Source organism: Shewanella scandinavica, from assembly GCF_031932065.1.
Taxonomy (GTDB): Bacteria; Pseudomonadota; Gammaproteobacteria; order Enterobacterales; family Shewanellaceae; genus Shewanella; species Shewanella baltica.
In genome coordinates, this window is record NZ_JAUOES010000001.1 from 300,592 (window position 1) to 323,534 (window position 22,943).

Genomic DNA, 22,943 nt, shown 5'->3' on the forward strand with positions numbered 1-22,943 from the left:
GCAAATTACTTGGTTAATTCAAACAGTGCCATGGCTTCGATATGGTGTGTTTGTGGGAACATGTCGATAAGTCCCAATTGCTGTAAGCGGTAACCGCGCTCTAACAGTACAGCGCTATCGCGGGCCAAGCTCGCAGGATTACACGAAACATACACGACTTTGCGCGGCTTCATTTTCTTCAGCCATTGCAAGCTTTCAAATGCCCCAGCACGGGCAGGATCGAGCAGTAATTTATCAATTTTGCCCATCCAAGGCTCAAGGGATAAATCCGCGCTTAAGTCGCCATGGTAAAAGGTCAGTTTATCAAGATTGTTGGCTTTCGCGTTCACCCGTGCCTGAGTTACCATCTCGGCAACCCCTTCGACGCCAATCACATCAGCGCCCATTTTCGCTAAGGGCAAACTGAAATTCCCCATGCCGCAGAACAAATCCAAAATGCGCTCATCTGGAGCAGGCGCTAACCAATCCATCGCTTGAGCGACCATGGCCTTATTAATCTGTCCGTTCACTTGCACAAAGTTACCAGGGGTGAAGCTTAAACTCACCGCATCCGACTCAGCTTTGTCACCTAACAGCTGATAAACCGGTAACACTAACTCAGCGCCAACGCCTTGGAATTGGCCTTCGTTGTCCTGCAGACAAATGTGAATTTGATGCTGCTCGGCAAAGGCTGACAGCTTAGCGAGATCTTTATCGTTGAGCGCCTTAGTGATACGCAGCACGGCAAAGTGACCATTATCGGCGGCAATCAACTCAAGGTGGCCTAAGCTGGCTTTAGCCGACAATTGATTCAGCAACTTAGCAAAGGGGACGATTAAGTCCGATAACGGCTTAGCTAACACCTGACACTGGCTGATAGGCACCACATTGCTGCTACTAGCGGCACGAAAACCTAAGCTTAAGTGTTTGGTATTTTTATCAAATAAAGTCGCAAGACGGGCGCGGCGACGATAATGCCAACCTTCACCCGTTAATGCGGGCGATAACGCGCCGCCTTCGGCGCCGGCAAACTTAGCCATAATATCCAGCAGCGCCGCTTCTTTATGCTCACGCTGGCCCGATAATGACATATGCTGTAAGTCGCAGCCGCCGCAGGTGTGATAGTGTGGACACTCGGGCTCGACGCGCTCAGAGCTAGGTGTATCGACTTTAATTAACTTGGCGCGGGCATAATTTTTCTTTTGCTCGGTGAGCTGTACCGTCACGGTTTCATCGGGCAGTGCGCCGGGGATAAACACGACTTTACCCTGATGTTGTGCTATACCTGCCCCTAAGTGATCGAGCTGATTGACACTCAGCGATAACTTAGCCGACAACTGTTTGGAACTATTTGGTTTTACTTTAAAAAATTGCGCCATTTCGGCCTCTAAATCAATAAAATACTGGCAAAGACCGCCCTCTTTCTGGCAGTCTTATAAAATTATCTTAGTCTCTGTCACAGGAAACACCGCCGCTGCTATGAACCCAGTCAACAACATGACCAAATACAGCCTACGTTCTTGGGTTCTTGTACTGGCGCTCGCGCCAACAATCTTGGTCGGTATCCTTCTGGGCAGCTACTTTACCATAAACCGTTTTTATGAGCTCGAAGATACGCTCGTCGAACAGGGCAGCAATATTATCGAGCCGCTGTCGATTGCCAGTGAAATCGGTTTAGTGGCCAATGATCGCGAGGCGACCAAACGCTTACTCGCCGCGGCGCAGCTCAACAAGTCCACCTTAGTGAAATCCATCGCGATTTTCGATGCCAACAATCAGCTCTTTGTGACCTCGCACTACCACAAAGACTTTGAAATTATGCGCTACAAAGAAGCGCTTAACACACTGCATAAAACCGAAATTGAGCATGTGGGCGACAGTCTGATTTTACGGACACCGATTTTCTCCACCGGGCCCAGCGCTGCCCCCGCCAATTACGATATTCAGACAGACGGAGGTCAGCTCTTAGGTTATATCTCCATCATAATCAATAAAGAACGTGCCTTACTCGAGCAACATAGAGCCGCCGTCGCCGCCTTTATTATTGTATTGATCGGGGTACAGTTAAACCTGCTGTTCACTTTCCGGCTGGTGAAAAACGTCACTCAGCCCATTACTGAAATGGTGCGCGTCGTCGCTAAAATCCGTGAAGGTAAATTGGACGCCCGCTTAGATGGCAACTTGATTGGTGAGCTCGACTTACTCAAACGCGGCATCAATGCCATGGCAGGATCGCTATCGGAATACCATGATGAGATGCAGCAAAATATCGACCAAGCCACGTCGGATCTGCGGGAAACCTTAGAACAGATTGAAATCCAAAACGTCGAGTTAGATTTAGCCAAAAAACGCGCCTTAGAAGCCAGCCGAATTAAATCTGAATTCTTAGCCAACATGTCACACGAGTTACGTACGCCGCTCAATGGGGTTATTGGTTTTGCGCGGCAATTGGTGAAAACCCCTTTGCATTCGAGCCAAGTGGATTACATCAAGACCATTGAGCGCAGCGCCACTAACCTGCTGGGCATCATCAACGACATTCTCGATTTTTCTAAACTCGAAGCCGGTAAAATGGTGTTGGAAAACATGCCCTTCGGTCTAAGGGAAACCATAGGCGATACCATCACCTTGATCTCGGGCAGTGCTCAGGCGAAGGGCCTAGAACTGGTTGTCGATATCGCTCCTAACGTGCCCGACAATGTGAATGGCGATGCCATGCGCGTATGCCAAATCATCAATAACTTGGTCGGTAACGCGATTAAATTCACCGACTCTGGCAGCGTGATGGTCAAAATCGAACTGCAAAGCCAGTCGGAAGAACAAGTGGTACTGCGTTGTGATGTGGTCGATACCGGTATTGGTATCGATGAAAGCCAGCAGGACTTTTTATTCCAAGCCTTTGGCCAAGCCGATTCGTCGATTTCCCGCCGCTTTGGTGGCACAGGCTTAGGTTTAGTGATCACTAAGCGTTTAGTGAATCAAATGGGCGGCCAAATCGGCTTTACCTCATCCCCGGAGAAAGGCTCAAACTTCTGGTTCAGTTTGCCGCTCGGCTTAGGTCAGTTCCAAATCGGTGACTCACTGCCGCTCGAAAAACTCAAAGACAAAACCATACTGTTTTATGAGCCACGCGTGTTAACTCATGCAGTCTTGAGTCGCCAATTGAATCAATGGGATACCAAAGTGACTCACCATCAGCATATCCCAAGCTTGTTGACTACGCTCACCACGACTGAAGCGCCATACGACTATGTTCTCTTGAGTTGCCATGGGTTTAGCGATGCAGGACAACTGGTAAGCATACTTAACTTGGCAAAGACCAAAACCGATTGCCTTGTAGTGCTATACGATTGCCAAGAACAAGACGCCTTGACCCAATTTATCCGCCCGAATGCCGATGTGGTGTTGTCTCTGCCCGTGAGTGAGCACCAGCTTGCCCGCAACTTACTCTATCCACCGATGGAATACGACATCATAGCCCCAGTGACCATAGCCACGCCGGCGGCGCGCCAATCATTAACTGTACTGGCGGTGGATGATAACTTTGCCAACTTAAAGCTAATCGACACCTTGCTCAGCGAGTTAGTGACAACGGTAGTTGCAGTCAACAGTGGCGATGAAGCGGTTAAACAGGCGAAGACGCGCACCTTCGATTTGATTTTTATGGATATTCAGATGCCAGGCACAGATGGAATCAGCGCCACGAAGCAAATTCGCCAAGGCTCGATGAACCGTAACACGCCAATTATTGCCGTGACGGCCCATGCGATTGCCGAAGAACGCGAGTTGATTTTAGGCAGTGGCATGGATGGATATTTGCCTAAACCTATTGATGAAGCGGCGCTCAAAGACGTTATCCATCGCTGGATCACTCGGCCTAAATTCACCCATTTTGACCTGCATACGCTGAACTGGGATTTATGCTTAACCCAAGCTAATCACAAGGCAGACCTCGCCTTAGACATGCTGAGAATGTTGCTCGACTCCTTGCCGCAAACCGTGACGACAATTCAGACGGCGCTGAGTCAAAACGATCATCCCGTCATGCTCAGTACTATCCATAAACTGCATGGTGCGAGCTGCTACTGCGGCGTGCCAACAACCCAAAGATTATGCCAAGAAATAGAATCGGCGCTAAAACGTGAAACAGCGGTCGAAGATCTCGAACCCGAAATACTAGAGTTACTTGATGAGTTAACTAAGGTAGAATCTGCGGCAAATCAAGTGATATCACAGCTATCAGCGGAAATAACAGATGACCAAAAAAACGGGCTTCTTTAAACGTCTTAAGGCGTTAACATTGCCACAAAAACAACTCTTCGCCACTGCACTTTGCCAACGCATGTTGCCCAACTATCAACTGTTTTCCGAAGTCTGTGAGTTTGGTGACCCTGCTGTGTTGAGCACTGCATTAGAGCTACTGTGGCAATCCCTGTACGATCCTAAGCTTAAATTCAATATCGATGTGCATCTGCAACGTCTTGAAGATAACACCCCAGAACCCGCTGATTTTGAAGCCTATGGCGTCTATCCAGCCATGGACGCTGTGGTCGCCATATCAACCTTATTGGGTGCGATTCAAGGCAAGATTGAAGAAGATATCGTCAATATCAGCAAACTGTCATCGAGCACAGTGGCTAACTATATCGAAGCCATCAGCGATGTCGATTTAGTCGATGAAGCATTAGATGATTTTGTTTTTGCCCATGAAGTTATGGAAGAAGAGAAAGAGTTACAAAATTCTCTGCTGGAAATTATCGAAGAAAATCCAAAGATCACTGCGGAACTGGTCAAAGGTTTACGCAAAGACATTATCGAAGCGGGCGTATCAAATATCGGCATCAGCGTCGCTTAATTGATGGGGTGCTTGGGGTAACTCAAGCACCCTTATTCCTAAACAATATGTCTAAACAATATGTCTAAACAATGTTTCTAAACAATGTTTCTAAACAATGTTTCTAAATAATGTTTCTAAATAATGTTTCTAAACAATAAGCCTCTAGTCTCGACTGCAATCACTTTCAAGCAAGCCCAAAACGAGTAAGACCAAAGCTAGCAAGTTCCATCAGCCAATATTGAGTTATTCCAATGAAAAAGATTGTTTATCAAGGATTTGTCTTAACCAATAGCGAAGGACGAACCGACAGTTGGAAACTGACCATCAAAGATCAACAGCGTATCGGCTCTTTATTCGAACTGCGGCGTTTAGTGGGATACTTCTTGGAACTCGGCATATTACCTGCGACACGCTCCAGCCTGCAGGACGCGAAACAAACGCAAAATACCATGAGCAAAAACACGGTAAAACCTAAAAGACGTTAAGCATCCGTTCCCCTCGTTAAATCAACGCATAGAGAATAACTCTGGCGCCTTTGACTGCATAAACTCAATAAAGACTCTTACCTTTAGCGGCTGCTGGCTGCGCTGATGATATAAAATCGAAATCCGCCTCTGCTCGCCAATCCATTCTGGCAATAATACTTTAAGTTTCCCTTCTTTAATCTGCTGTTTTACAAATAGTTCGGGACCATACAAGATCCCGCCATGGCCTAAGGTCGCCTGAATCGCACCGTGTAAATCCGTGAGGGTCAACTTAGTTGGGCCATTAAAATAGAAAGACTCGCCGCTCGGATGCTTTAAATGCCAATTAAACAGCGGCCAGACTTTTATCAGCTGATGGGCTTCGAGATCATCGGGATGCTCAAGTTTAGGTGCCTGAGCCAAATATTCTGGTGTGGCAAACAGGCAATAATCCAGCTCACCTAAGGTACTCGACACCCAAGAAGAATCAGGCTGAGCCCCGCCGACAATCGCCACATCTATGCCCTTGTCGATCAAATCGACTAACTCATTGCTCTGGGAAATGTGTAAACGGATATCGGGATACAGGCGGCCAAATTCATTCAATGCTTGAATAAACACGATGGAAATAATCGAAATTGGCGCGGCGATGCGCAGGGTGCCCTCGGGTTTATCGCTGCCCGCACCACTCAGTTCATCAAATTGGGCAACCACACTCTGGTAGCGTTGAAAGAGTGCCAACCCTTCCTCCGTCAATCGTAACTTGCGGGTGCTGCGCATAAAAAGCTGCTTATCGAGCTTCTCTTCCAACTTCGCTAACTTGCGGCTCACTGTGGCAATGGGCATATCAAGCTCCTTCGCCGCCTGTGAAAAACTGCCCGCATTGACTAAATGCACAAAAAGGTAGACAAGTTGTAGTTCAGCGCCTAAATCATCACTCATTGCATGTCCTAATTCTGTTCTAGCTGCCCACTTTAGGCACTATATAAAGTCATCAACAATCACAGCGTACGCTAAGTCATTGTGTTTTAAACATCAATTAATCCACTTATACGACCATAGCGCAATAGCCTTAGACTGAAATGATATGTTATTTTGTGGCGAGTTTTACTGCGCTGGCGCTAGTTCTGGTTCTAACGTGACATAAAAAGGCAAGCGCCCACCTAAAATCAGAGCGATAGTAGAAATGACGGTGGTGGCTGAGTTTATTCAAATTTAATCGTAAGGATGAGTGAGGGAAATGACCATTTTAACCCCTCTGTTTGCCGTCTTCGGGATCATGTTGCTCGGCACACTAGTGCAAAAATTAAAACTCTTGCCCGTCGATACGGATCAAGTACTAAACCAATATGTGTACTATATTGCGTTCCCTGCGATCATGCTTATCGCCCTCGCCCAGCAGCCGATTGGCGAGATTTTGCAATGGGGATTTATTGCAGGCTACAGCACGGCTATGGTGATTACTTATCTTGTCTGCCTTGGGCTCTCGCTGCTTGCTAACCCTAAACAGCATGCGGTTGCCGCCATTCGAGCCCTCAATGCCACCTTTGGTAATACGGCATTTATTGGTATTCCACTGCTCATAATCCTCTTTCCGCAGCAGCAAAGTGCGTTAGTCGCTGCCGCGATTGCCAGCTTATTATCCGTGCTGATGTTTGCCGTCGCCTTAGTCTCGATGGAACTGGCCACTAACACCCAAAGACAACACCACGCCTTAGTCATAATGATGATGGCAGTCGGTAAAAACCCTATTGTTATTGGTAGCTTAATTGGCGTCGGCATTTCGGCGCTAGAGATAAAACTGCCCTCAGGGCTGGCGCTCATGATTCAGCAAATTGGCAATACCTCAAGCCCGTGCGCGCTGTTTGCCATCGGTATGGTGCTCGCCAAAGCGATGCGCTACCAGAAAGATAGCAGCGTATTTAGCCCCAAGAATTTTATCGAACTGAGCCTTATCAACCTCTTCAAGCTAGTTGTCCAACCGGCACTCGTCTACTTTATGCTTAGCCGTTTTGGCGTGAGCGGCGACTACCTGATCATGGGCGTGATCTTGAGCGCACTGCCCACAGCCGCTAGCGTGTACTTGCTCGCCCAGCGCTATAACACTCAAGCTTCAACCAGTGCTCAGGGCATTCTATTTGGCACCTTAGTCACTTTTTTTAGTTTGCCTATCTTAGAAAGCTTAGTAAGAACCCATGCATAATCAGTCAATTAAAAATATTTACTGCCGATAATGCCGATTATTTACCCAAGCCACTTTACTGTATATAAAATCAGTATATACTGTTTATCAATACAGTGGTTTGGTATGTTTTTCGACAGGAATTCACTATGCTTTGCCAACTCAGCATTAATAACTTCGCAATCGTCCGTTTTTTAGAACTGGATTTTCGTCCCGGTATGACCAGCATCACAGGTGAAACCGGTGCGGGTAAATCGATCGCCATCGATGCGCTAGGCCTGTGCCTAGGCAATCGTGCCGATGCCAGCAGTGTTCGCCCCGGAGCCAATAAAACCGAGGTCAGCGCCCGCTTTTCCTTGGACGATATTCCACTGGCAAAACGTTGGTTAGAAGATAACGATCTTGAACTCGATGATGAGTGCATCCTACGTCGAACTATTGGTAGCGATGGCCGCTCGCGCGCCTATATCAATGGTAATCCAGTACCGCTGACGCAGCTCAAATTACTGGGTCAGTTGCTTATCGGTATTCACGGCCAACATGCGCACCATGCAATGTTGAAGAGTGAACACCAACTCACTCTGCTCGACAGTTATGCCAACCACAGATTACTTATCGATACGGTTGCCGCCAGCTTTCAACGCTGCAAACAAATTGAGGCCGATCTAAAGCACCTCGAAGCCTCCCAACATGAACGTATTGCCCGTAAGCAATTAGTGCAATATCAAGTAGAAGAACTCGATGAGTTTGATCTTAAAGTCGATGAGTTCGATGAAATTGAGCAAGAGCACAAGCGTCTGGCCAATGGCACTGAGTTGATTGATACCTGTCAGGCGAGTCTAGATATACTCACTGAAGGCGAAGAGAACAATATAGAGTCGCTGCTTAATCGAGTCGTTTCCCTCGCCGAAGATCTGCAAAGCTACGATCCTGCATTAAACAATATCAACACTATGCTCAATGATGCCTTAATCCAAGTGCAAGAAAGCGCAGGCGAATTACAGCACTATTTGAGTAAGCTTGAACTCGATCCAACCCACTTTGCCTATTTAGAAGAACGGCTATCAAAAGCCATGCAACTGGCGCGTAAGCACCATGTCAGCCCAAATAAACTGGCCGAACATCATCTAGCATTAAAGGCAGAGCTGAGCACCTTAGACAGTGACGAAAGTAAGCTCGAAGAAATTCAACTACAGGTCGATGCCAGCAGAGCCGCTTACCTTAGCAACGCACAAAAACTCAGCCAAAGCCGCGCTAGATATGCCAAAGAACTCGACAAACTCGTGACTCAGTCAATCCACGAACTGAATATGCCTAAGGGTAAATTTACTATCGAAGTCAATTTCCACCCAGAGCAAATGTCAGCCAACGGCAGTGACAACATCGAATTTATGGTCACCACTAACCCTGGCCAACCCTTACAACCGATTTCGAAAGTCGCGTCTGGCGGTGAGCTTTCACGGATAGGCTTAGGGATCCAAGTGATTACCGCGAAGAAAGTTGCCACGCCAACATTGATTTTCGATGAGGTGGATGTCGGGATTTCCGGCCCCACCGCCGCAGTGGTTGGCCGCATGTTACGCAGCTTAGGGGAATCGACCCAAGTACTGTGCGTGACTCACTTGCCGCAAGTTGCGGGCAATGGTCATCAACACATGTTCGTCGATAAGTTTAATAAGGCGGGCAGTACAGAAACTACAATGAAGTCGCTCGATCGTGAGCAACGCATTCAAGAACTAGCAAGACTGTTAGGTGGCGATACTATCACCAGCAATACCCTAGCGAACGCAAGGGAACTGCTGCAATAGTAGAATCAAGCAGAAAAGGGATAAGGGATATTCAGCTAATCCCTTCATCCCTTCAATCAAGCTTCAATCAGAAAAATGCGAAATCAAAAGCTAAGGGTTAGTTGTTGGCCATGTTAACTATCATGCCAATTTAGCTATCATGTTAGCTAACACACCAGACTAGCCCTTGCAGACAGATAAAGGCAAATACACCCGCTAAAACATCGTCAATCATAATGCCAAAACCACCTTCGACTTTGGCATCGAGCCAACGGATTGGCCAAGGTTTGATGATGTCAAAAAAGCGAAATAAACCAAAGCCCACTAATAGCCAAATCCAGCCCGCTGGTGCCGCTATCATAGTGATCAACAGTCCAGCCACTTCATCCCACACAATCGCGCCATGGTCGTGTACGCCCATGTCATGTGCCGCTTTACCACAGATATAAAATCCTGCAAATACACTGACTAAAGTTAAGCCGAGATACCAAGCAAACGGTAATGGCGCCATCAGTAAATAGAGGGGAATAGCAGCTATGGTACCGAAAGTACCGGGCGCTTTAGCGGCGAGTCCGCTACCGAAACCGAGTGCCAAAAAGTGGACAGGATTTTTTAATGACAGGCGCGTTAACGCCTGATCCTTTGACAACCATTTCATTAGAAGTGCTCGAAACCGTGATACGGAGGCGTAAACGGCTCACCATTGAGTTGTAACTTGAGCTTACTGCCCGCACAAATTTGCCCAACACGAACAAACTTGGCCCCTGCATGGCTCAGCGCTGTCTCAAGCGCGCCTTTTTGCGCCTCAGGAACGGTGAACAGCAATTCGTAATCTTCGCCGCCTGTCAGCGCATAACCTAAGGCATGCTCCTCGCTGACGGTATCTTGCATCGCGCGCGAAAGCGGGATGCAATTAACATCTACAACCGCACCAACTGCAGAAGCCTTAAGTACATGACCGATATCCGAGATAAACCCGTCGGAAAGGTCGATAGCACTGGAGGCAAGCGAACGCAATGCTTGGCCCGCTAAGACTCTTGGTGTTGGACGATAATGGCGATTGATCAGGAATTCTTTATGCTCAGCTCTGGCTTGCTGCGCACCGCGAATGATATCCAGACCTAAGGCCGAATCTCCGAGCGTGCCCGTGACATAAATCCAATCACCAGCTTTAGCACCATGACGCGTGAGTGCTTTACCCTGTGGGACTTGGCCGTGCACTGTGATATTAATCGCCCGTGGGCCACGAGTCGTATCGCCGCCAATTAAGGCGATGCCATAGTAATCGGCCGCTTCAAATAAACCTTCGCTAAAACCGCTGAGCCAAGTTTCATCGACTTCAGGTAGCGTTAAGGCAAGCGTCATCCACGCGGGTTCAGCGCCCATGGCAGCCAGATCAGATAAATTTACCGCTAAGGCTTTGTAACCTAAGGCAGCAGGAGGCATATCGGGGAAAAAATGGGCATTTTCGACTAAGGTGTCACAGGAGATAGCAATCGACTTGTTTTCTGCTGGTTGCACTAAAGCGCAATCGTCACCGATGCCAAGCTTCACATCACGGCGAGTGGGGCCGCGGTTGCTAAAATAACATTCAATTAATTGGAATTCTTTCACTGTACAGTTTGGCACGACTTACATCGGCCACCTTTGTTAGCAATGAAAAACGGTATCCTAAGATACCGTTTGTCTTTATTACTTGCGTGCAACCAGTTTGTCGAGCAGTCCGTTCACAAACTTATGACTCTCGTCCGCACCGAAAGCTTTTGCCAACTCAATCGCTTCGTTAATCGCGACCTTGTATGGCACATCTTTACGGAAAGTCAGCTCATAGGTCGCTAAACGAACTATGGCTTTCTCTACTGGAGACACTTCATCAATCGGGCGTTCCAGATGCGGGATGATCAGCTCATCCAATTGGGTTTTCTTCGTTGCAACGCCTGAAAATAGCTCACGAAAATAAGCTACATCAACACCGTCGAGACTTTGTTCAGTTAAAAACTCATGCTCGACATCGGCAATATTATTCCCGCTTAGTTGCCATGAATAGATGGCTTGAACGGCTAAACGGCGGGCCTTGCGGCGCTCAGAAGGCTTCATTATTTTTCCTACTATAACAACTGTTGTTCAAGTTCTTGCAGAACATTGACCATTTCAAGCAGACTTAAAGCAGCTTCGCCGCCTTTGTTACCCGCTTTGGTACCTGAACGTTCAATAGCTTGTTCAATGGTATCTGTGGTCAAAACACCGAAAGCAACAGGCAGATCAAATTCTAAAGCAACTTGAGCTAGACCTTTATTACATTCGCCTGCAACAAAATCAAAATGAGGAGTACCACCACGGATCACCGCACCTAATGCGATAATACCGTCGAATTTACCACTGGCAGCTACGCGACGCGCAGCTAGCGGCAACTCAACCGCACCTGGTACACGGACAACAGTGATATTGTCGTCGCTGACTTGGCCAAAACGTTTCAGCGTGTCAAGTGCACCTTCAAGCAAGCTCTCAACTAAAAAGCTGTTGAAACGCGAAATTACAATCGCAACTTTGGCATTTTTCGCTTCGATATTACCTTGAACTACGTTCATTATCTTACCTAATTTAGCTAAAGCACCCAGCTCGGGGCGAAAAGTGGCGACATGATATCACAGCCAATTGCCCAGAGCCCTATGCAAATTATCAGAAATTGTTAATTTTACTTCAGTGTAACTTTGGGTTTTAGTCCGCCACATACTCAGTCACTTCAAGGCCAAAGCCCGAAAGTGAATGGTAACGTTTAGGCGAGCTGAGCAGGCGCATCTTAGTCACGCCAAGGCTAGCGAGGATTTGCGAACCCACACCCACACGGCGCGACGTCCCCTGCCATTTTGCAGAAGCAGGCGCTTGGCCTTGATCTTCAGCTTCAAAGGCTTTCACCTTAGAGAGGATTTCACAGGGATGTTCTTGATTCCCTAGTAAAACCAATACGCCACCTTCTGCAGAAATACGCTCCATCGCCTTTTCGAGTGGCCAGCTGCGTTGCTGATCGCGCTCTGAATGGAGTAAATCGTTGAAGGTGTTTTGCAGATGCACGCGCACCAAACAATCGCTCTTCACCTCACCTTTGACCAAGGCAAAATGCAGTTGATTGTCGATAGTGTCTCTGAAAGTCACCATGTCGAACTCGCCGAAACGGGTCGGTAGTTTGCATTTAGCTTCACGCACAACCGTGGTTTCTTTGGTGTTGCGATACTCGATCAATGCCGCGATAGTGCCGATTTTGATACCGTGCAACTCGGAGAAAATCTCTAAATCTGGGCGGCGTGCCATAGTGCCGTCTTCGTTCAAAATCTCAACGATAACGCCCGATGGCTCAAGTCCCGCAAGACGGGCTAAATCACAACCAGCTTCAGTGTGGCCTGCGCGGGTTAATACGCCGCCGTCCTGTGCCATTAACGGGAAGATATGCCCAGGTTGCACTAAATCAGACGCTTTAGCCTCTTTAGCCACGGCCGCTTTTACCGTTACCGCGCGGTCGTGGGCCGAAATACCGGTAGTCACGCCTTCGGCTGCTTCAATAGAAACCGTAAAGTTAGTCGAGAACTGGGCGTTGTTATTCGTCACCATTAAGGGCAGATTTAACTGCTGACAACGGGCTTTGGTCATGGTCTGGCAAATGAGCCCACGGCCATATTTCGCCATAAAGTTAATCGCTTCTGGCGTTACCATTTCGGCCGCCATGATCAAATCACCTTCGTTTTCTCTGTCTTCGTCATCCATCAAAATAACCATTTTGCCTTGACGAATATCTTCGATGATCTCTTCTATACTGTGCAGCGCCATTGTAGGACCTTATGATTTTGCTGTTATTATGAAATTCTATACCTAAATAACCTAAGCTGCCGATAAGCTTAAATTAAATAATCTGCTCCTGTGCACTAACGCACAAAGCCGGCACGGGCTAACATTTCCATGGTAACGCCACCGCTCTTACTGTCTTTGCCATCATAATTCATCAAGCGTTCAAGATAACGGGCGATCAAATCCACTTCGATATTCACCATATCGCCCGCTTGCAGGTCGATTAACGTGGTTTCCCCTGCGGTATGCGGCACTATGGTAAGGCGGAATCGACTGCCGTCCACTTCGTTAACCGTCAAACTCACGCCATCAATGGTAATGGAACCTTTATGGGCAATGTAACGCCCAAGTTCTGCAGGTGAGGCTAACCAAAACTCGATGGCTTGACCACGCACTAGGCGTTGCTCAACCATAGCAATGCCGTCTACATGGCCGCTGACCATGTGCCCGCCTAAGCGTGTCGTTGGGGTGACGGCTTTTTCAAGATTCACCTTAGTGCCCACTTTGTAGTGAGCAAAGCCGGTGAGACTCACTGTTTCGGCAGAGACATCAGCCACATAACCGTCGGCTAATTGCTGCACAACCGTTAAGCACACACCGTTAGTGGCAATACTGTCGCCTAAACGCACATCGTTTAAATCCAGTTTGCCGCTCGCCACGGTAAGACGAATATCATCGCCTTTACGCTCCAGTTTGCGCAGGGTGCCAACGGCTTCAATAATCCCAGTAAACATGGTTAACTCACTTAATTAAATAAAGAAGTATCAAGCTTAACGCTCAAGATTAAACGGGTATCTGGCCCTAATTTGCGCTCATCGACCAACATTAATGCAGGAATTTGCGCCATGGTTTGATAATCGGGTAGCTGCAATAGATTACGCCCTTGCCCACCGAGGATTTTCATCGCTTGGTATAGCACTAACTCATCGGCCAGCCCCCCTGCTAAAAAAGCGCCCGCTAAGGTTGCACCCGCTTCCACCAGCACGTGATTACAACTTTGACCTAAATAGCTTAATAGTTCAGTTAAGGATACGCGACCTGCAATTGCAGGTAACACGAGGCAACTCACATGGGAGGGCAATTGTGCTTGAAACTCTGCTGGATAAGCCACGGTCGAGACCAAGAGTATCGGCGATACGATAGCCAAACAGGCAGCCGATAACGGCAAACGGGCGCGACTGTCGAGTATCACTCTTAATGGCTGCAGTAATTGCGCCTCGGTTACGCTGTCTTTTATGTCGCCAAGTTCTTGATATCGCACATTGAGCGAGGGATCGTCAGCCAGTATGGTTTCAATTCCAGTCACCAACGCGCAGGAACGTAAGCGTAAGCGCTGAACGTCGCGGCGAGATTCAGGCCCGGTAATCCATTTAGACACACCGTTAGACAGCGCGGTTTTACCATCAAGACTCGCAGCTAATTTGACTGTAACTCTGGGTAAACCCGATTCCATGCGCTTCATAAAGCCTAAATTCAAGGCATAAGCTTCATCGCGGTGTAACCCCACATCCACTTCAATACCGGCGTCGCGCAGCATTTGAATACCGCGACCAGCCACTTGCGGATTAGGATCTTCAACCGCCACCACCACACGCTTAACGCCAATATTGATCAGTGCCAAGGCGCAGGGCGGCGTGCGGCCATAATGACTGCATGGCTCTAAGGTGACATAGGCTGTTGCGCCGCGGGCGTGTTCGCCAGCCATGCGTAGCGCATGCACTTCGGCGTGGGGCTCACCCGCTTTTTGATGATAACCTTCGCCGACAATCTGATTATCTTTAACGATAACGCAGCCCACACTGGGATTGGGTCTCGTGGTGTAAAAGCCTTTGCGCGCCAATTGAATAGCGCGGCTCATCATTTGGGTATCGAGTACGGACCAACTTATGTTCAAGCTCATGTTCAACCCTGTTGTTAAAGGTTTCGGCTTTCACCAGTCTTGTAAATCTGTGTTTAAAACCTGTCTTGCAGAAGCTATTAATCAAAGCCTCTATTAAAGCTAGCGCAACCAGAAGACTGAACGACAGGCCACAAAAATCGAATAACTACTTTTGCAGTTTAGCGATGGCTTCACCAAATTCAGACACGTCTTCAAAGGCGCGGTACACAGAAGCAAAACGTATGTAGGCGACTTTATCTAGGCTCATCAATTGCTCCATCATCAAGTTACCGACCATTTCTGAGGGCACTTCCCGCTCGCCAGTGGCGCGCAGGGTAGATTTGATTTTGCTGAGCGCTTGCTCGATTTCATCCATAGACACGGGGCGTTTTTCAACGGCGCGCAACATGCCACCTTGGAGTTTTTCTTCATCGAAGGGTTGGCGTGAACCATCACGTTTAATCACCCTAGGCATGACTAATTCGGCGCCTTCGAAGGTAGTAAATCTTTCATGGCATTCGGTGCATTCTCTGCGACGGCGCACTTGATGGCCTTCCGCCACTAATCGAGAATCGATGACTTTAGTATCTGTCGCGCTGCAAAATGGACAATGCATTGAGCCTCCTGCCAGTGAATGCGAGTAAAGCGATGGCTTTACCTGTTAAATCTCAGCTAAACGCAATGGATTTAAGCCTAAGATTTTACCAATAAAAATGGCCGCTTAATGCGGCCATGGGATTTTATCCTATTTATGGGCTGAGGTTAACTACCGGATGCTAAGTACCTGATGTTAGTAACTGATGTAAGTAGCTCATGTAAGTACCTAGTCAGCAAGCGATCACTCTCAGCCAATCATCTACTTAAGCACATACGCACTTAAACCTAGATGCGTCAGCAAATTAGCCGTAAACAGGGAAACGTTCACACAGTGCCAATACTTGGCCCTTCACACGCTCAATCACAGCAGGATTGCTTGCATCATCAAGGATGTCACAAATCCAGCCAGTCAGCTCTTTCGATTCCGCTTCTTTAAAGCCGCGGCGCGTAATGGCTGGCGTACCGATACGCACACCTGAGGTCACAAAAGGTGAACGTGGATCGTTTGGTACTGAGTTTTTGTTCACGGTAATGTTAGCGCTACCTAAGGCGGCATCGGCTTCTTTACCCGTTAAGTCACGACCAATCAGGTCAACTAACATTAAGTGGTTGCTGGTTCCGCCAGAGACGATTTTGTAACCGCGCTCAAGGAACACTTCAACCATAGCTTTAGCGTTATTAACCACTTGCTGTTGGTACACTTTAAATTCTGGCTCTAGGGCTTCTTTGAACGCAACCGCTTTACCAGCGATAACGTGCATTAATGGGCCACCTTGACCGCCTGGGAATACCGCAGAATTCAACTTCTTATACAAGTCTTCATCATCAGTAGCAGACAGGATCACGCCACCACGAGGACCGGCTAAGGTTTTGTGAGTCGTTGACGTCACAACGTGTGCGTGTGGTACTGGGTTTGGATAAACGCCAGCAGCGATAAGACCGGCAACGTGCGCCATGTCGACAAATAGGTAAGCACCTATTTTGTCTGCGATTTCACGCATTTTTGCCCAGTCAACGATACCAGAATAGGCAGAGAAACCGCCTATCATCATCTTAGGCTTATGTTCTACGGCCAGACGTTCCATTTCGTCGTAATCAATTTTACCTGACTCGTCGATACCGTAAGGAATGATGTTGTACAGTTTGCCAGAGAAGTTAACGGGTGAACCGTGGGTCAAGTGACCACCGTGGGCTAAGTTCATGCCCAGTACGGTATCGCCAGGTTTTAACAATGCCATGTAAACAGCGCTGTTTGCCTGTGAACCTGAATGAGGTTGTACGTTAGCGTAAGTTGCGCCAAACAGTTCTTTAGCACGTTCAATCGCTAAGGTTTCAACTACGTCCACATACTCACAACCACCGTAGTAACGCTTGCCTGGATAGCCTTCAGCGTACTTATTGGTTAACTGTGAACCTTGCGCTTCCATCACGCGTGGACTGGTGTAGTTTTCAGAAGCAATCAGCTCAATATGCTCTTCTTGACGCAGAGTTTCATTCTGAATTGCCTTAAACAGTTCCGGATCATAATCTGCGATATTCATATCTTTTTTCAGCATTGCTTACTCCAGCTGCCAATTCTTATAGGTAGGGTTGCGCGGTATTCTACTCGGATCGCGACCACAATCCCAGTATTTGAAACATGAAATTCCTGTGGATAGTGCTTGAACTTGGCTCATTGTCGAGTTGAGTTCGGCGCGCAATCGAGTAGAATTAGCCGCATCATTAGTCACTTAAGATAGAGAAAAATGGCTCAGTTTGTTTACAGCATGCTGCGGGTGGGTAAAATTGTTCCGCCTAAGAAGCAGATCCTTAAAGATATTTCTTTAAGCTTTTTCCCCGGCGCCAAAATTGGCGTACTCGGCCTCAACGGTTCAGGTAAGTCGACACTACTGCGCATTATGGCGGGTATCGACACCGAAATTGAAGGTGAAGCGCGCCCCATGCCGGGATTGAAAATCGGTTACCTGCCGCAGGAACCTAAACTCGATCCGAATCAAACCGTGCGTGAAGCGATTGAAGAAGCGGTTGCAGAGGCAAAAAATGCCCTAACTCGCCTCGATGCCGTTTATGCTGCCTACGCCGAGCCGGACGCCGATTTCGACGCCCTTGCAAAAGAGCAAGGCGAACTCGAAGCCATTATTCAAGCCCAAGATGCCCATAACTTAGAGTACGTCCTTGAGCGCGCCGCCAACGCCCTGCGTCTGCCAGATTGGGATGAGAAAATCGAAGTATTATCCGGTGGTGAACGTCGCCGCGTGGCGATTTGTCGCTTGCTGCTTGAAAAACCAGAAATGCTGTTACTGGACGAACCCACCAACCACTTGGATGCTGAATCTGTGGCGTGGCTTGAGCACTTCCTGCAGGAATATGCTGGTACTGTGGTCGCGATTACCCATGACAGATACTTCCTCGACAATGCCGCTGGCTGGATTTTAGAACTCGACCGCGGTGAAGGAATTCCGTGGGAAGGTAACTATTCTTCATGGCTTGAGCAGAAAGACGCCCGTCTGAAACAAGAATCTGCCACCGAAAGTGCTCGCCAAAAAACCATTGCCAAGGAATTGGAATGGGTACGCCAAGGTGCGAAAGGCCGTCAGTCTAAGGGTAAAGCCCGTATGGCACGCTTTGAAGAACTGAACACTAACGATTACCAAAAACGTAACGAAACCAACGAGCTGTTTATTCCGCCCGGACCACGTTTAGGTGACAAGGTTATTGAAGTAAATAACCTGACCAAGTCTTACGGTGACCGCGTACTCATCGACAACCTGTCGTTCTCTGTGCCTAAGGGCGCGATCGTCGGTATTATCGGTGCCAACGGCGCGGGTAAATCGACCCTGTTCCGCATGTTATCCGGCGCTGAAACGCCAGACAGCGGCAGCATTGAGCTGGGTGATACTGTGCAATTGGCATCGGTTGAGCAGTTCCGCGATTCGATGAATGATAAGAACACCATTTGGGAAGAAATCTCCGGTGGTCAAGACATCATGCGTATCAACAACATGGAAATCCCGAGCCGCGCTTATGTAGGCCGCTTCAACTTCCGTGGTGGCGATCAGCAAAAAGTTATCGGCACCTTGTCTGGTGGTGAACGTAACCGCGTGCATTTAGCCAAACTGCTGCAAGCGGGCGGTAACGTCTTATTACTCGACGAACCCACCAACGACTTAGACGTTGAAACCCTGCGCGCACTGGAAGAAGCGATTCTGGAATTCCCAGGTTGCGCTATGGTGATTTCGCATGACCGTTGGTTCCTCGACCGTATCGCGACCCACATTCTGGATTACCGTGACGAAGGCCAAGTGAACTTCTACGAAGGTAACTACACAGAATACTCGGCATGGTTGAAGAACACCTATGGCGCCGATGTGGTTGAGCCACACCGCTTGAAATACAAGCGCATGATTAAGTAGATCTAGAATCTAGTCAAGCATGTATCTGAGGAGTTTAACTCGAAAGGGTTAAGCTCCTTTTTTATGGCATCCCCTTACGCTATAAGTGCCGCAAGCTTTGGCACTATTTCAAGCTAACACTATTTTAAACTGGCACTATTTCAAACTGGCAAAATAAGCCACCAGCATGTCCATCATCACCCTAAGTGCAGGCTGCATGTGTTTGCGGGATTGATATACGCCATACACACCCAGTGACTGCGGCATGAACTCAGTTAACAAAGGCACTAACTGACCCGAATCTAAATAGGGTTTCGCCGCCCATAGCGGTTGCATAGCAATTCCCTCACCTGCCAGCGTGGCATTGAGCACCACCATGGAATCATTAGCACTAAAATTCCCATTCACAGGCACATTAAACGCCTGACCTTGGCTCATGTTCAACACTTGGTTTGCAGCCTGACCTTGGTTTAACTTAGGCTCGGAGTTCAACGCTTGAGCCAGTTTATCTGCTACATCGCTTTGATAAAACCGCCACATCACATCGCCAAAGTAGGAATAGGTTAAGCAATTATGCTGGGTCAAATCTTCGGGATGCAGCACGGCGGCGCGCGCGGCAAGATAACTCGGTGCAGCGCACACCACAGATTCACATTCCCCCAAGCGCCTTGCGATAAGGTTAGGATCGAGTTCATTGGTGATGCGAATCGCCAGATCAATCCGCTCGGCGACCAGATCGACAGTTTGGCTACTCACGTGGATATTCACACTCGCCTGCGGATAACTGGCTAAGTATTGGTGCACTATGGGCGCTAAAATCTGATGCGCCAAAAACTGGGAGCAGCTAATGCGCAATAATCCGCGCGGAATCGCCACCGAAGCATGACTCACCGCTGGCACTTCGTTCGCCAGTTCGAGCAGTCGATGGCAGTAATCCAGCACTTGCTCACCCGCTGGCGTTAAGCTGAGGCTGCGCGTCGAACGATGCAACAATCTAGCACCGGACCATTCTTCCATTTCGCTCAAGTAACGGGTCACCATAGAACGCGACATATCTAAAGCATTAGCGGCGCTTACCATGCTGCCGCGCTCGACAATAGTGACGAACACTTTAGCCGCTTCGAGTCTATCCATGATTTATCTCCACTCACATTTTCGCGTACCCGCATAACAATAACTCAGAGTTCAAGGTAAGTCAGAGTCCAAGGACGCACGCGGTAATTCGTCCGATTTATGCAACAAATATGGGCAGATACTCGCATTTATCTATTGATTATTGCAACCTATACTTAACTCACTTTTTGCAGCAGCTGCAAATCAATGAATGCTAAATCGAACCTTTTTACTCTTTCATCCTGTGACTATAAGTGAGCCAAAAATGAACACATCGACCTATGCTATACGCAACACAGTTAACGCCACATTGAAGGCCTCGTCTAAAATCAGCCTAGCCGCTACCTTACTGCTAGCGGGACTCGGCGCGGTCAATGCGGCACCATTGCAAGTGAGCCATTTTAATCCGGGCGAAAACAGCATCTTTGCCGTGTCATCGAGCTTTATCAGCGGCGAACACGAAATGATGTTAGTCGATGCGCAATTTCAAAATAACGATGCCCAAACCTTGGTTGATACGATTAAGGCCAGCGGTAAAAAGCTGACTCAGGTATATATCAGCCATAGTGACCCTGACTTTTATTTCGGCTTAGCCGTGATTAAAAAGAATTTCCCCGATGCACAAATTGTCGCGACTCAAACCACAGTCGATGCCATTAAAGCCTCAATGGAAGGCAAGCTCGCCTACTGGGGTCCGATTTTAAAGGACAATGCGCCAAGTGAATTAGTGTTACCTAAGGCGATTCACAGCGACACTTTCACCATCGACGGTGAGCAAGTGATTATCGAAGGTTTCAATGATAAACACCCTAAACACACTTTCCTGTGGGTGCCATCGGCAAAAACCATTACAGGTGGCGTAGAAGTATTTGATAACACGCATGTTTGGATGGCTGACACTCAAACTACCGCAGAGCGTCAGGAATGGTTAACTCATTTAGATGCGATGGAAAAACTGCTGCCGACCACAGTGATCCCAGGGCACTATTTAGGCGAAGTGCGATTTGATACCCGTGCCATCGGTTTTACCCGTGACTATGTAAAAGCCTTTGAAGTCGCAGCAAAAGCCTCGAAAGATTCAGCCGAATTAATCCAAAAGATGCTGGCGCTATACCCACAAATGCCAGCCGATGCAGGGCTTGAAATCAGCGCCAAAGTTTACATGGGCGAAATGACCTGGCCTATGTAAGTCCAGCCATACCTATCTCGGCGATGAGGTACAGCTAGTTAGGTGTAAAAGATAGTTAAGTGCAAACAGTTAAAGACAGGCACGTGAGCGATTGCGTGCCATTTTTTTAGCTAAATGACTGCACCTAAATAACGGTACCAAACTAACGATTTTAATCGATGATATCAAAGGGCTTAAGTCGCTAATGTAGCGACGAACTTAAGCCAAAAGGTTTAATACTATGACTCACCCAACAACTCATTCTGCTAGCACGGCCAACAGCACACCAGCGGCCAAAGTGCGTACTCTGCACGCGATTATCGACCCTTTATGTGGTTGGTGTTATGCCGCAGCGCCGTTACTCGATGCTGCAGCCAAAGCAGGCTTTACCATTAAGCTCCACGGCGGCGGTATGCTCACAGGCCCAAGACGCAAACAAATCGATGCCAACTGGCGCGACTATGTTATGCCCCACGATCTGCGCATTGCCGATTTAACCGGACAGCCTTTTGGTGAAAACTACTTTGATGGTCTGCTGCGCGATACCACAGTCGTACTCGACTCAGCGCCCCCCATTAAAGCCATGCTCGCAGTCGAGGCCATGGGCGGCGACAGTTTGGCCTATCTGCACTCAGTACAACTGGCCCATTACCGCGATGGTCACAGCGCCAGTGATGAAGGTAATCTCGCAAGGTTAGCCGCTGAACTTGGGCTCGACCCTATGAGCTTTGCGCAGCATTATGCCCAAGGTGAAGACAAGCTGTATGAGCATATCGTTGAATCCAGAGCATTATTGAATCTGATAGGTGCCCAAGGTTTCCCTTCGATGGCTATAGAGGATGATGACGGCAACATCACCGCCATTAATATCAACCGCTTCTACGGCCAACCTGCCCAGTGGTTAAGCCATCTTGAAGCGCAATTTGAGTCATAATTATGCCAATGCTTAATGGTGTTTCAACAGGTTCATTAATGAGTGAACCAGCTCAGTTAAGTCTTATAGAAACAGCAAGGCAGACTGATGCGAATCTTGCACTGGTTAAAAGCACCTATGAGGGAAGTAGCTCAGCCGAGAACGCCAAAAATCTTCAGCATGCCTTAGCGAGTGACGCACGCTGGACAGAGGCGGCAGGTTTTCCCTATGCGGGCACTTACGTAGGCTTTAGCGCGATAGCCACCAAGGTGTTCGCTCGCCTCGAAACTGAATGGGATAACTATCGCGTCGATATCGAAGACTATGTCGCCCAAGGCGATAAGGTTTTTGCCTTCGGCACTTATTCAGGTACCTATGTCAAAACGGGCAAGTATTTTAGCGCCCGAGTCGCCCATTTATGGAAGATACACAGCGGCAAAATCGTCAGTTTCGAACAGTTTGTCGATAGTCATACCGTCGTCAATGCCATGTAAGTGTCAATGCATGCAACGTTTAATACCATGCAACGACAGTCATCAGCTATAGACATACAAGTGTGAAATAACTGAATAATGAGGCGGGCAAGTTTCATTTAGCCCGCCTCGTGACTTGTCGACCCTAAGCCTTATCCGTATGATTTAGTGTTTTCAATATGTTGAGCACTTGACATTAAGTACTTAAGATTAAGCGTTTGAAATTGAACACTTGAGATTAACTTCGCAAAGTTACACATTCGAATACTCCTCAACTCAAGTGTCTAAAATGACAGAATGAATAACTAAAACAAGAACA

General features: G+C 48.0%; 21 protein-coding genes. 9 read left to right on the forward strand and 12 right to left on the reverse strand.

The genetic code is table 11. The features are described 5' to 3' along the window. Window positions 1-5 precede the first annotated feature (5 nt). Window positions 6-1,358 carry a 23S rRNA (uracil(1939)-C(5))-methyltransferase RlmD gene (gene rlmD / locus Q4Q50_RS01220; protein WP_311897977.1) on the reverse strand — a complete coding sequence of 451 codons (1,353 nt, stop codon included), beginning with the start codon at window positions 1,356-1,358 and terminating at the stop codon, window positions 6-8. 100 nt (window positions 1,359-1,458) lie between these two features. Between rlmD and barA the strand changes: the two genes are divergently transcribed. The 3 genes from barA to Q4Q50_RS01235 all read left to right on the forward strand — a co-directional run bounded on the left by barA (window position 1,459) and on the right by Q4Q50_RS01235 (window position 5,301). After that, window positions 1,459-4,260, forward strand: a complete 2,802-nt coding sequence (gene barA / locus Q4Q50_RS01225; RefSeq protein WP_311897979.1) for a two-component sensor histidine kinase BarA — start codon at window positions 1,459-1,461, stop codon at window positions 4,258-4,260. Beyond that, window positions 4,235-4,834: a YjaG family protein gene (locus tag Q4Q50_RS01230; RefSeq protein WP_006082631.1), complete on the forward strand. Its 600-nt coding sequence runs from the start codon at window positions 4,235-4,237 to the stop codon at window positions 4,832-4,834. The genes barA and Q4Q50_RS01230 overlap by 26 nt, the downstream gene beginning before the upstream one ends. A gap of 233 nt (window positions 4,835-5,067) precedes the next feature. After that, window positions 5,068-5,301, forward strand: coding sequence for a DUF3319 domain-containing protein (locus Q4Q50_RS01235; RefSeq protein ID WP_006082632.1), 234 nt, complete (start codon window positions 5,068-5,070; stop codon window positions 5,299-5,301). Between the two features lie 21 nt (window positions 5,302-5,322). Here Q4Q50_RS01235 and lldR read toward each other — a convergent pair whose 3' ends face one another. Beyond that, the gene (lldR, locus tag Q4Q50_RS01240) at window positions 5,323-6,222 is read right to left on the reverse strand and encodes a LysR family transcriptional regulator LldR (RefSeq protein WP_006082633.1); all 900 of its coding nucleotides are present in this window, start codon (window positions 6,220-6,222) and stop codon (window positions 5,323-5,325) included. A 298-nt stretch (window positions 6,223-6,520) separates the two neighbouring features. Here lldR and Q4Q50_RS01245 point away from each other — a divergent pair, with 298 nt between their 5' ends. Next, the gene (locus Q4Q50_RS01245; protein ID WP_311897981.1) at window positions 6,521-7,483 is read left to right on the forward strand and encodes an AEC family transporter; all 963 of its coding nucleotides are present in this window, start codon (window positions 6,521-6,523) and stop codon (window positions 7,481-7,483) included. A gap of 128 nt (window positions 7,484-7,611) precedes the next feature. Further along, a complete protein-coding gene (gene recN / locus Q4Q50_RS01250; RefSeq protein ID WP_311897983.1) occupies window positions 7,612-9,270 on the forward strand; it encodes a DNA repair protein RecN in 1,659 nt (552 codons plus the stop codon). Between the two features lie 142 nt (window positions 9,271-9,412). On the opposite strand, the gene Q4Q50_RS01255 is transcribed toward recN, so the two are convergent. From Q4Q50_RS01255 to glyA, 9 genes are all read right to left on the reverse strand, one after another. After that, complete coding sequence (locus Q4Q50_RS01255) at window positions 9,413-9,907, reverse strand: phosphatidylglycerophosphatase A family protein (RefSeq protein WP_311897984.1); 495 nt, start codon at window positions 9,905-9,907, stop codon at window positions 9,413-9,415. Continuing rightward, on the reverse strand, window positions 9,907-10,863 hold the full coding sequence (thiL, locus tag Q4Q50_RS01260; RefSeq protein WP_311898026.1) for a thiamine-phosphate kinase: 957 nt from the start codon (window positions 10,861-10,863) through the stop codon (window positions 9,907-9,909). The genes Q4Q50_RS01255 and thiL overlap by 1 nt, the downstream gene beginning before the upstream one ends. 78 nt (window positions 10,864-10,941) lie before the next feature. Further along, on the reverse strand, window positions 10,942-11,346 hold the full coding sequence (gene nusB, locus Q4Q50_RS01265; protein WP_006082638.1) for a transcription antitermination factor NusB: 405 nt from the start codon (window positions 11,344-11,346) through the stop codon (window positions 10,942-10,944). Window positions 11,347-11,357: 11 nt separating this feature from the next. Beyond that, window positions 11,358-11,837 carry a 6,7-dimethyl-8-ribityllumazine synthase gene (ribH, locus tag Q4Q50_RS01270; protein WP_006082639.1) on the reverse strand — a complete coding sequence of 160 codons (480 nt, stop codon included), beginning with the start codon at window positions 11,835-11,837 and terminating at the stop codon, window positions 11,358-11,360. Window positions 11,838-11,967: 130 nt separating this feature from the next. Beyond that, window positions 11,968-13,071, reverse strand: coding sequence for a bifunctional 3,4-dihydroxy-2-butanone-4-phosphate synthase/GTP cyclohydrolase II (gene ribBA / locus Q4Q50_RS01275; protein WP_006082640.1), 1,104 nt, complete (start codon window positions 13,069-13,071; stop codon window positions 11,968-11,970). A gap of 95 nt (window positions 13,072-13,166) precedes the next feature. Next, a complete protein-coding gene (locus Q4Q50_RS01280) occupies window positions 13,167-13,823 on the reverse strand; it encodes a riboflavin synthase (protein ID WP_311897985.1) in 657 nt (218 codons plus the stop codon). Window positions 13,824-13,834: 11 nt separating this feature from the next. Further along, the gene (ribD, locus tag Q4Q50_RS01285; protein ID WP_311897987.1) at window positions 13,835-14,989 is read right to left on the reverse strand and encodes a bifunctional diaminohydroxyphosphoribosylaminopyrimidine deaminase/5-amino-6-(5-phosphoribosylamino)uracil reductase RibD; all 1,155 of its coding nucleotides are present in this window, start codon (window positions 14,987-14,989) and stop codon (window positions 13,835-13,837) included. Between the two features lie 145 nt (window positions 14,990-15,134). Continuing rightward, on the reverse strand, window positions 15,135-15,584 hold the full coding sequence (nrdR, locus tag Q4Q50_RS01290) for a transcriptional regulator NrdR (protein WP_006082643.1): 450 nt from the start codon (window positions 15,582-15,584) through the stop codon (window positions 15,135-15,137). Window positions 15,585-15,867: 283 nt separating this feature from the next. Beyond that, window positions 15,868-17,121 carry a serine hydroxymethyltransferase gene (glyA, locus tag Q4Q50_RS01295; protein ID WP_311897989.1) on the reverse strand — a complete coding sequence of 418 codons (1,254 nt, stop codon included), beginning with the start codon at window positions 17,119-17,121 and terminating at the stop codon, window positions 15,868-15,870. Window positions 17,122-17,310: 189 nt separating this feature from the next. Here glyA and ettA point away from each other — a divergent pair, with 189 nt between their 5' ends. Then, window positions 17,311-18,978, forward strand: coding sequence for an energy-dependent translational throttle protein EttA (gene ettA / locus Q4Q50_RS01300; RefSeq protein ID WP_006086878.1), 1,668 nt, complete (start codon window positions 17,311-17,313; stop codon window positions 18,976-18,978). A gap of 135 nt (window positions 18,979-19,113) precedes the next feature. Here ettA and Q4Q50_RS01305 read toward each other — a convergent pair whose 3' ends face one another. After that, entirely contained in the window at window positions 19,114-20,091 is a 978-nt protein-coding gene (locus Q4Q50_RS01305) for a LysR family transcriptional regulator (RefSeq protein ID WP_311897991.1), read from the reverse strand. Window positions 20,092-20,335: 244 nt separating this feature from the next. On the opposite strand from Q4Q50_RS01305, the gene Q4Q50_RS01310 reads away from it, so the two are divergent. The 3 genes from Q4Q50_RS01310 (at window position 20,336) to Q4Q50_RS01320 (ending at window position 22,645) form a co-directional block, all read left to right on the forward strand. Further along, window positions 20,336-21,259: an MBL fold metallo-hydrolase gene (locus Q4Q50_RS01310; RefSeq protein ID WP_063882566.1), complete on the forward strand. Its 924-nt coding sequence runs from the start codon at window positions 20,336-20,338 to the stop codon at window positions 21,257-21,259. Between the two features lie 220 nt (window positions 21,260-21,479). Further along, complete coding sequence (locus Q4Q50_RS01315) at window positions 21,480-22,172, forward strand: DsbA family protein (RefSeq protein ID WP_063882568.1); 693 nt, start codon at window positions 21,480-21,482, stop codon at window positions 22,170-22,172. Window positions 22,173-22,174: 2 nt separating this feature from the next. Next, window positions 22,175-22,645, forward strand: a complete 471-nt coding sequence (locus Q4Q50_RS01320) for a nuclear transport factor 2 family protein (RefSeq protein WP_212669159.1) — start codon at window positions 22,175-22,177, stop codon at window positions 22,643-22,645. Window positions 22,646-22,943 lie beyond the last annotated feature (298 nt).

What these genes read in the sequence shown, in the direction of transcription:
- rlmD (WP_311897977.1), bottom strand. Translation starts at nt 1,358, where the DNA reads ATGGCGCAATTTTTTAAAGTAAAACCAAATAGTTCCAAACAGTTGTCG.
- barA (WP_311897979.1), top strand. Translation starts at nt 1,459, where the DNA reads ATGAACCCAGTCAACAACATGACCAAATACAGCCTACGTTCTTGGGTT.
- Q4Q50_RS01230 (WP_006082631.1), top strand. Translation starts at nt 4,235, where the DNA reads ATGACCAAAAAAACGGGCTTCTTTAAACGTCTTAAGGCGTTAACATTG.
- Q4Q50_RS01235 (WP_006082632.1), top strand. Translation starts at nt 5,068, where the DNA reads ATGAAAAAGATTGTTTATCAAGGATTTGTCTTAACCAATAGCGAAGGA.
- lldR (WP_006082633.1), bottom strand. Translation starts at nt 6,222, where the DNA reads ATGAGTGATGATTTAGGCGCTGAACTACAACTTGTCTACCTTTTTGTG.
- Q4Q50_RS01245 (WP_311897981.1), top strand. Translation starts at nt 6,521, where the DNA reads ATGACCATTTTAACCCCTCTGTTTGCCGTCTTCGGGATCATGTTGCTC.
- recN (WP_311897983.1), top strand. Translation starts at nt 7,612, where the DNA reads ATGCTTTGCCAACTCAGCATTAATAACTTCGCAATCGTCCGTTTTTTA.
- Q4Q50_RS01255 (WP_311897984.1), bottom strand. Translation starts at nt 9,907, where the DNA reads ATGAAATGGTTGTCAAAGGATCAGGCGTTAACGCGCCTGTCATTAAAA.
- nusB (WP_006082638.1), bottom strand. Translation starts at nt 11,346, where the DNA reads ATGAAGCCTTCTGAGCGCCGCAAGGCCCGCCGTTTAGCCGTTCAAGCC.
- ribH (WP_006082639.1), bottom strand. Translation starts at nt 11,837, where the DNA reads ATGAACGTAGTTCAAGGTAATATCGAAGCGAAAAATGCCAAAGTTGCG.
- ribBA (WP_006082640.1), bottom strand. Translation starts at nt 13,071, where the DNA reads ATGGCGCTGCACAGTATAGAAGAGATCATCGAAGATATTCGTCAAGGC.
- Q4Q50_RS01280 (WP_311897985.1), bottom strand. Translation starts at nt 13,823, where the DNA reads ATGTTTACTGGGATTATTGAAGCCGTTGGCACCCTGCGCAAACTGGAG.
- ribD (WP_311897987.1), bottom strand. Translation starts at nt 14,989, where the DNA reads ATGAGCTTGAACATAAGTTGGTCCGTACTCGATACCCAAATGATGAGC.
- nrdR (WP_006082643.1), bottom strand. Translation starts at nt 15,584, where the DNA reads ATGCATTGTCCATTTTGCAGCGCGACAGATACTAAAGTCATCGATTCT.
- glyA (WP_311897989.1), bottom strand. Translation starts at nt 17,121, where the DNA reads ATGCTGAAAAAAGATATGAATATCGCAGATTATGATCCGGAACTGTTT.
- ettA (WP_006086878.1), top strand. Translation starts at nt 17,311, where the DNA reads ATGGCTCAGTTTGTTTACAGCATGCTGCGGGTGGGTAAAATTGTTCCG.
- Q4Q50_RS01305 (WP_311897991.1), bottom strand. Translation starts at nt 20,091, where the DNA reads ATGGATAGACTCGAAGCGGCTAAAGTGTTCGTCACTATTGTCGAGCGC.
- Q4Q50_RS01310 (WP_063882566.1), top strand. Translation starts at nt 20,336, where the DNA reads ATGAACACATCGACCTATGCTATACGCAACACAGTTAACGCCACATTG.
- Q4Q50_RS01315 (WP_063882568.1), top strand. Translation starts at nt 21,480, where the DNA reads ATGACTCACCCAACAACTCATTCTGCTAGCACGGCCAACAGCACACCA.
- Q4Q50_RS01320 (WP_212669159.1), top strand. Translation starts at nt 22,175, where the DNA reads ATGCCAATGCTTAATGGTGTTTCAACAGGTTCATTAATGAGTGAACCA.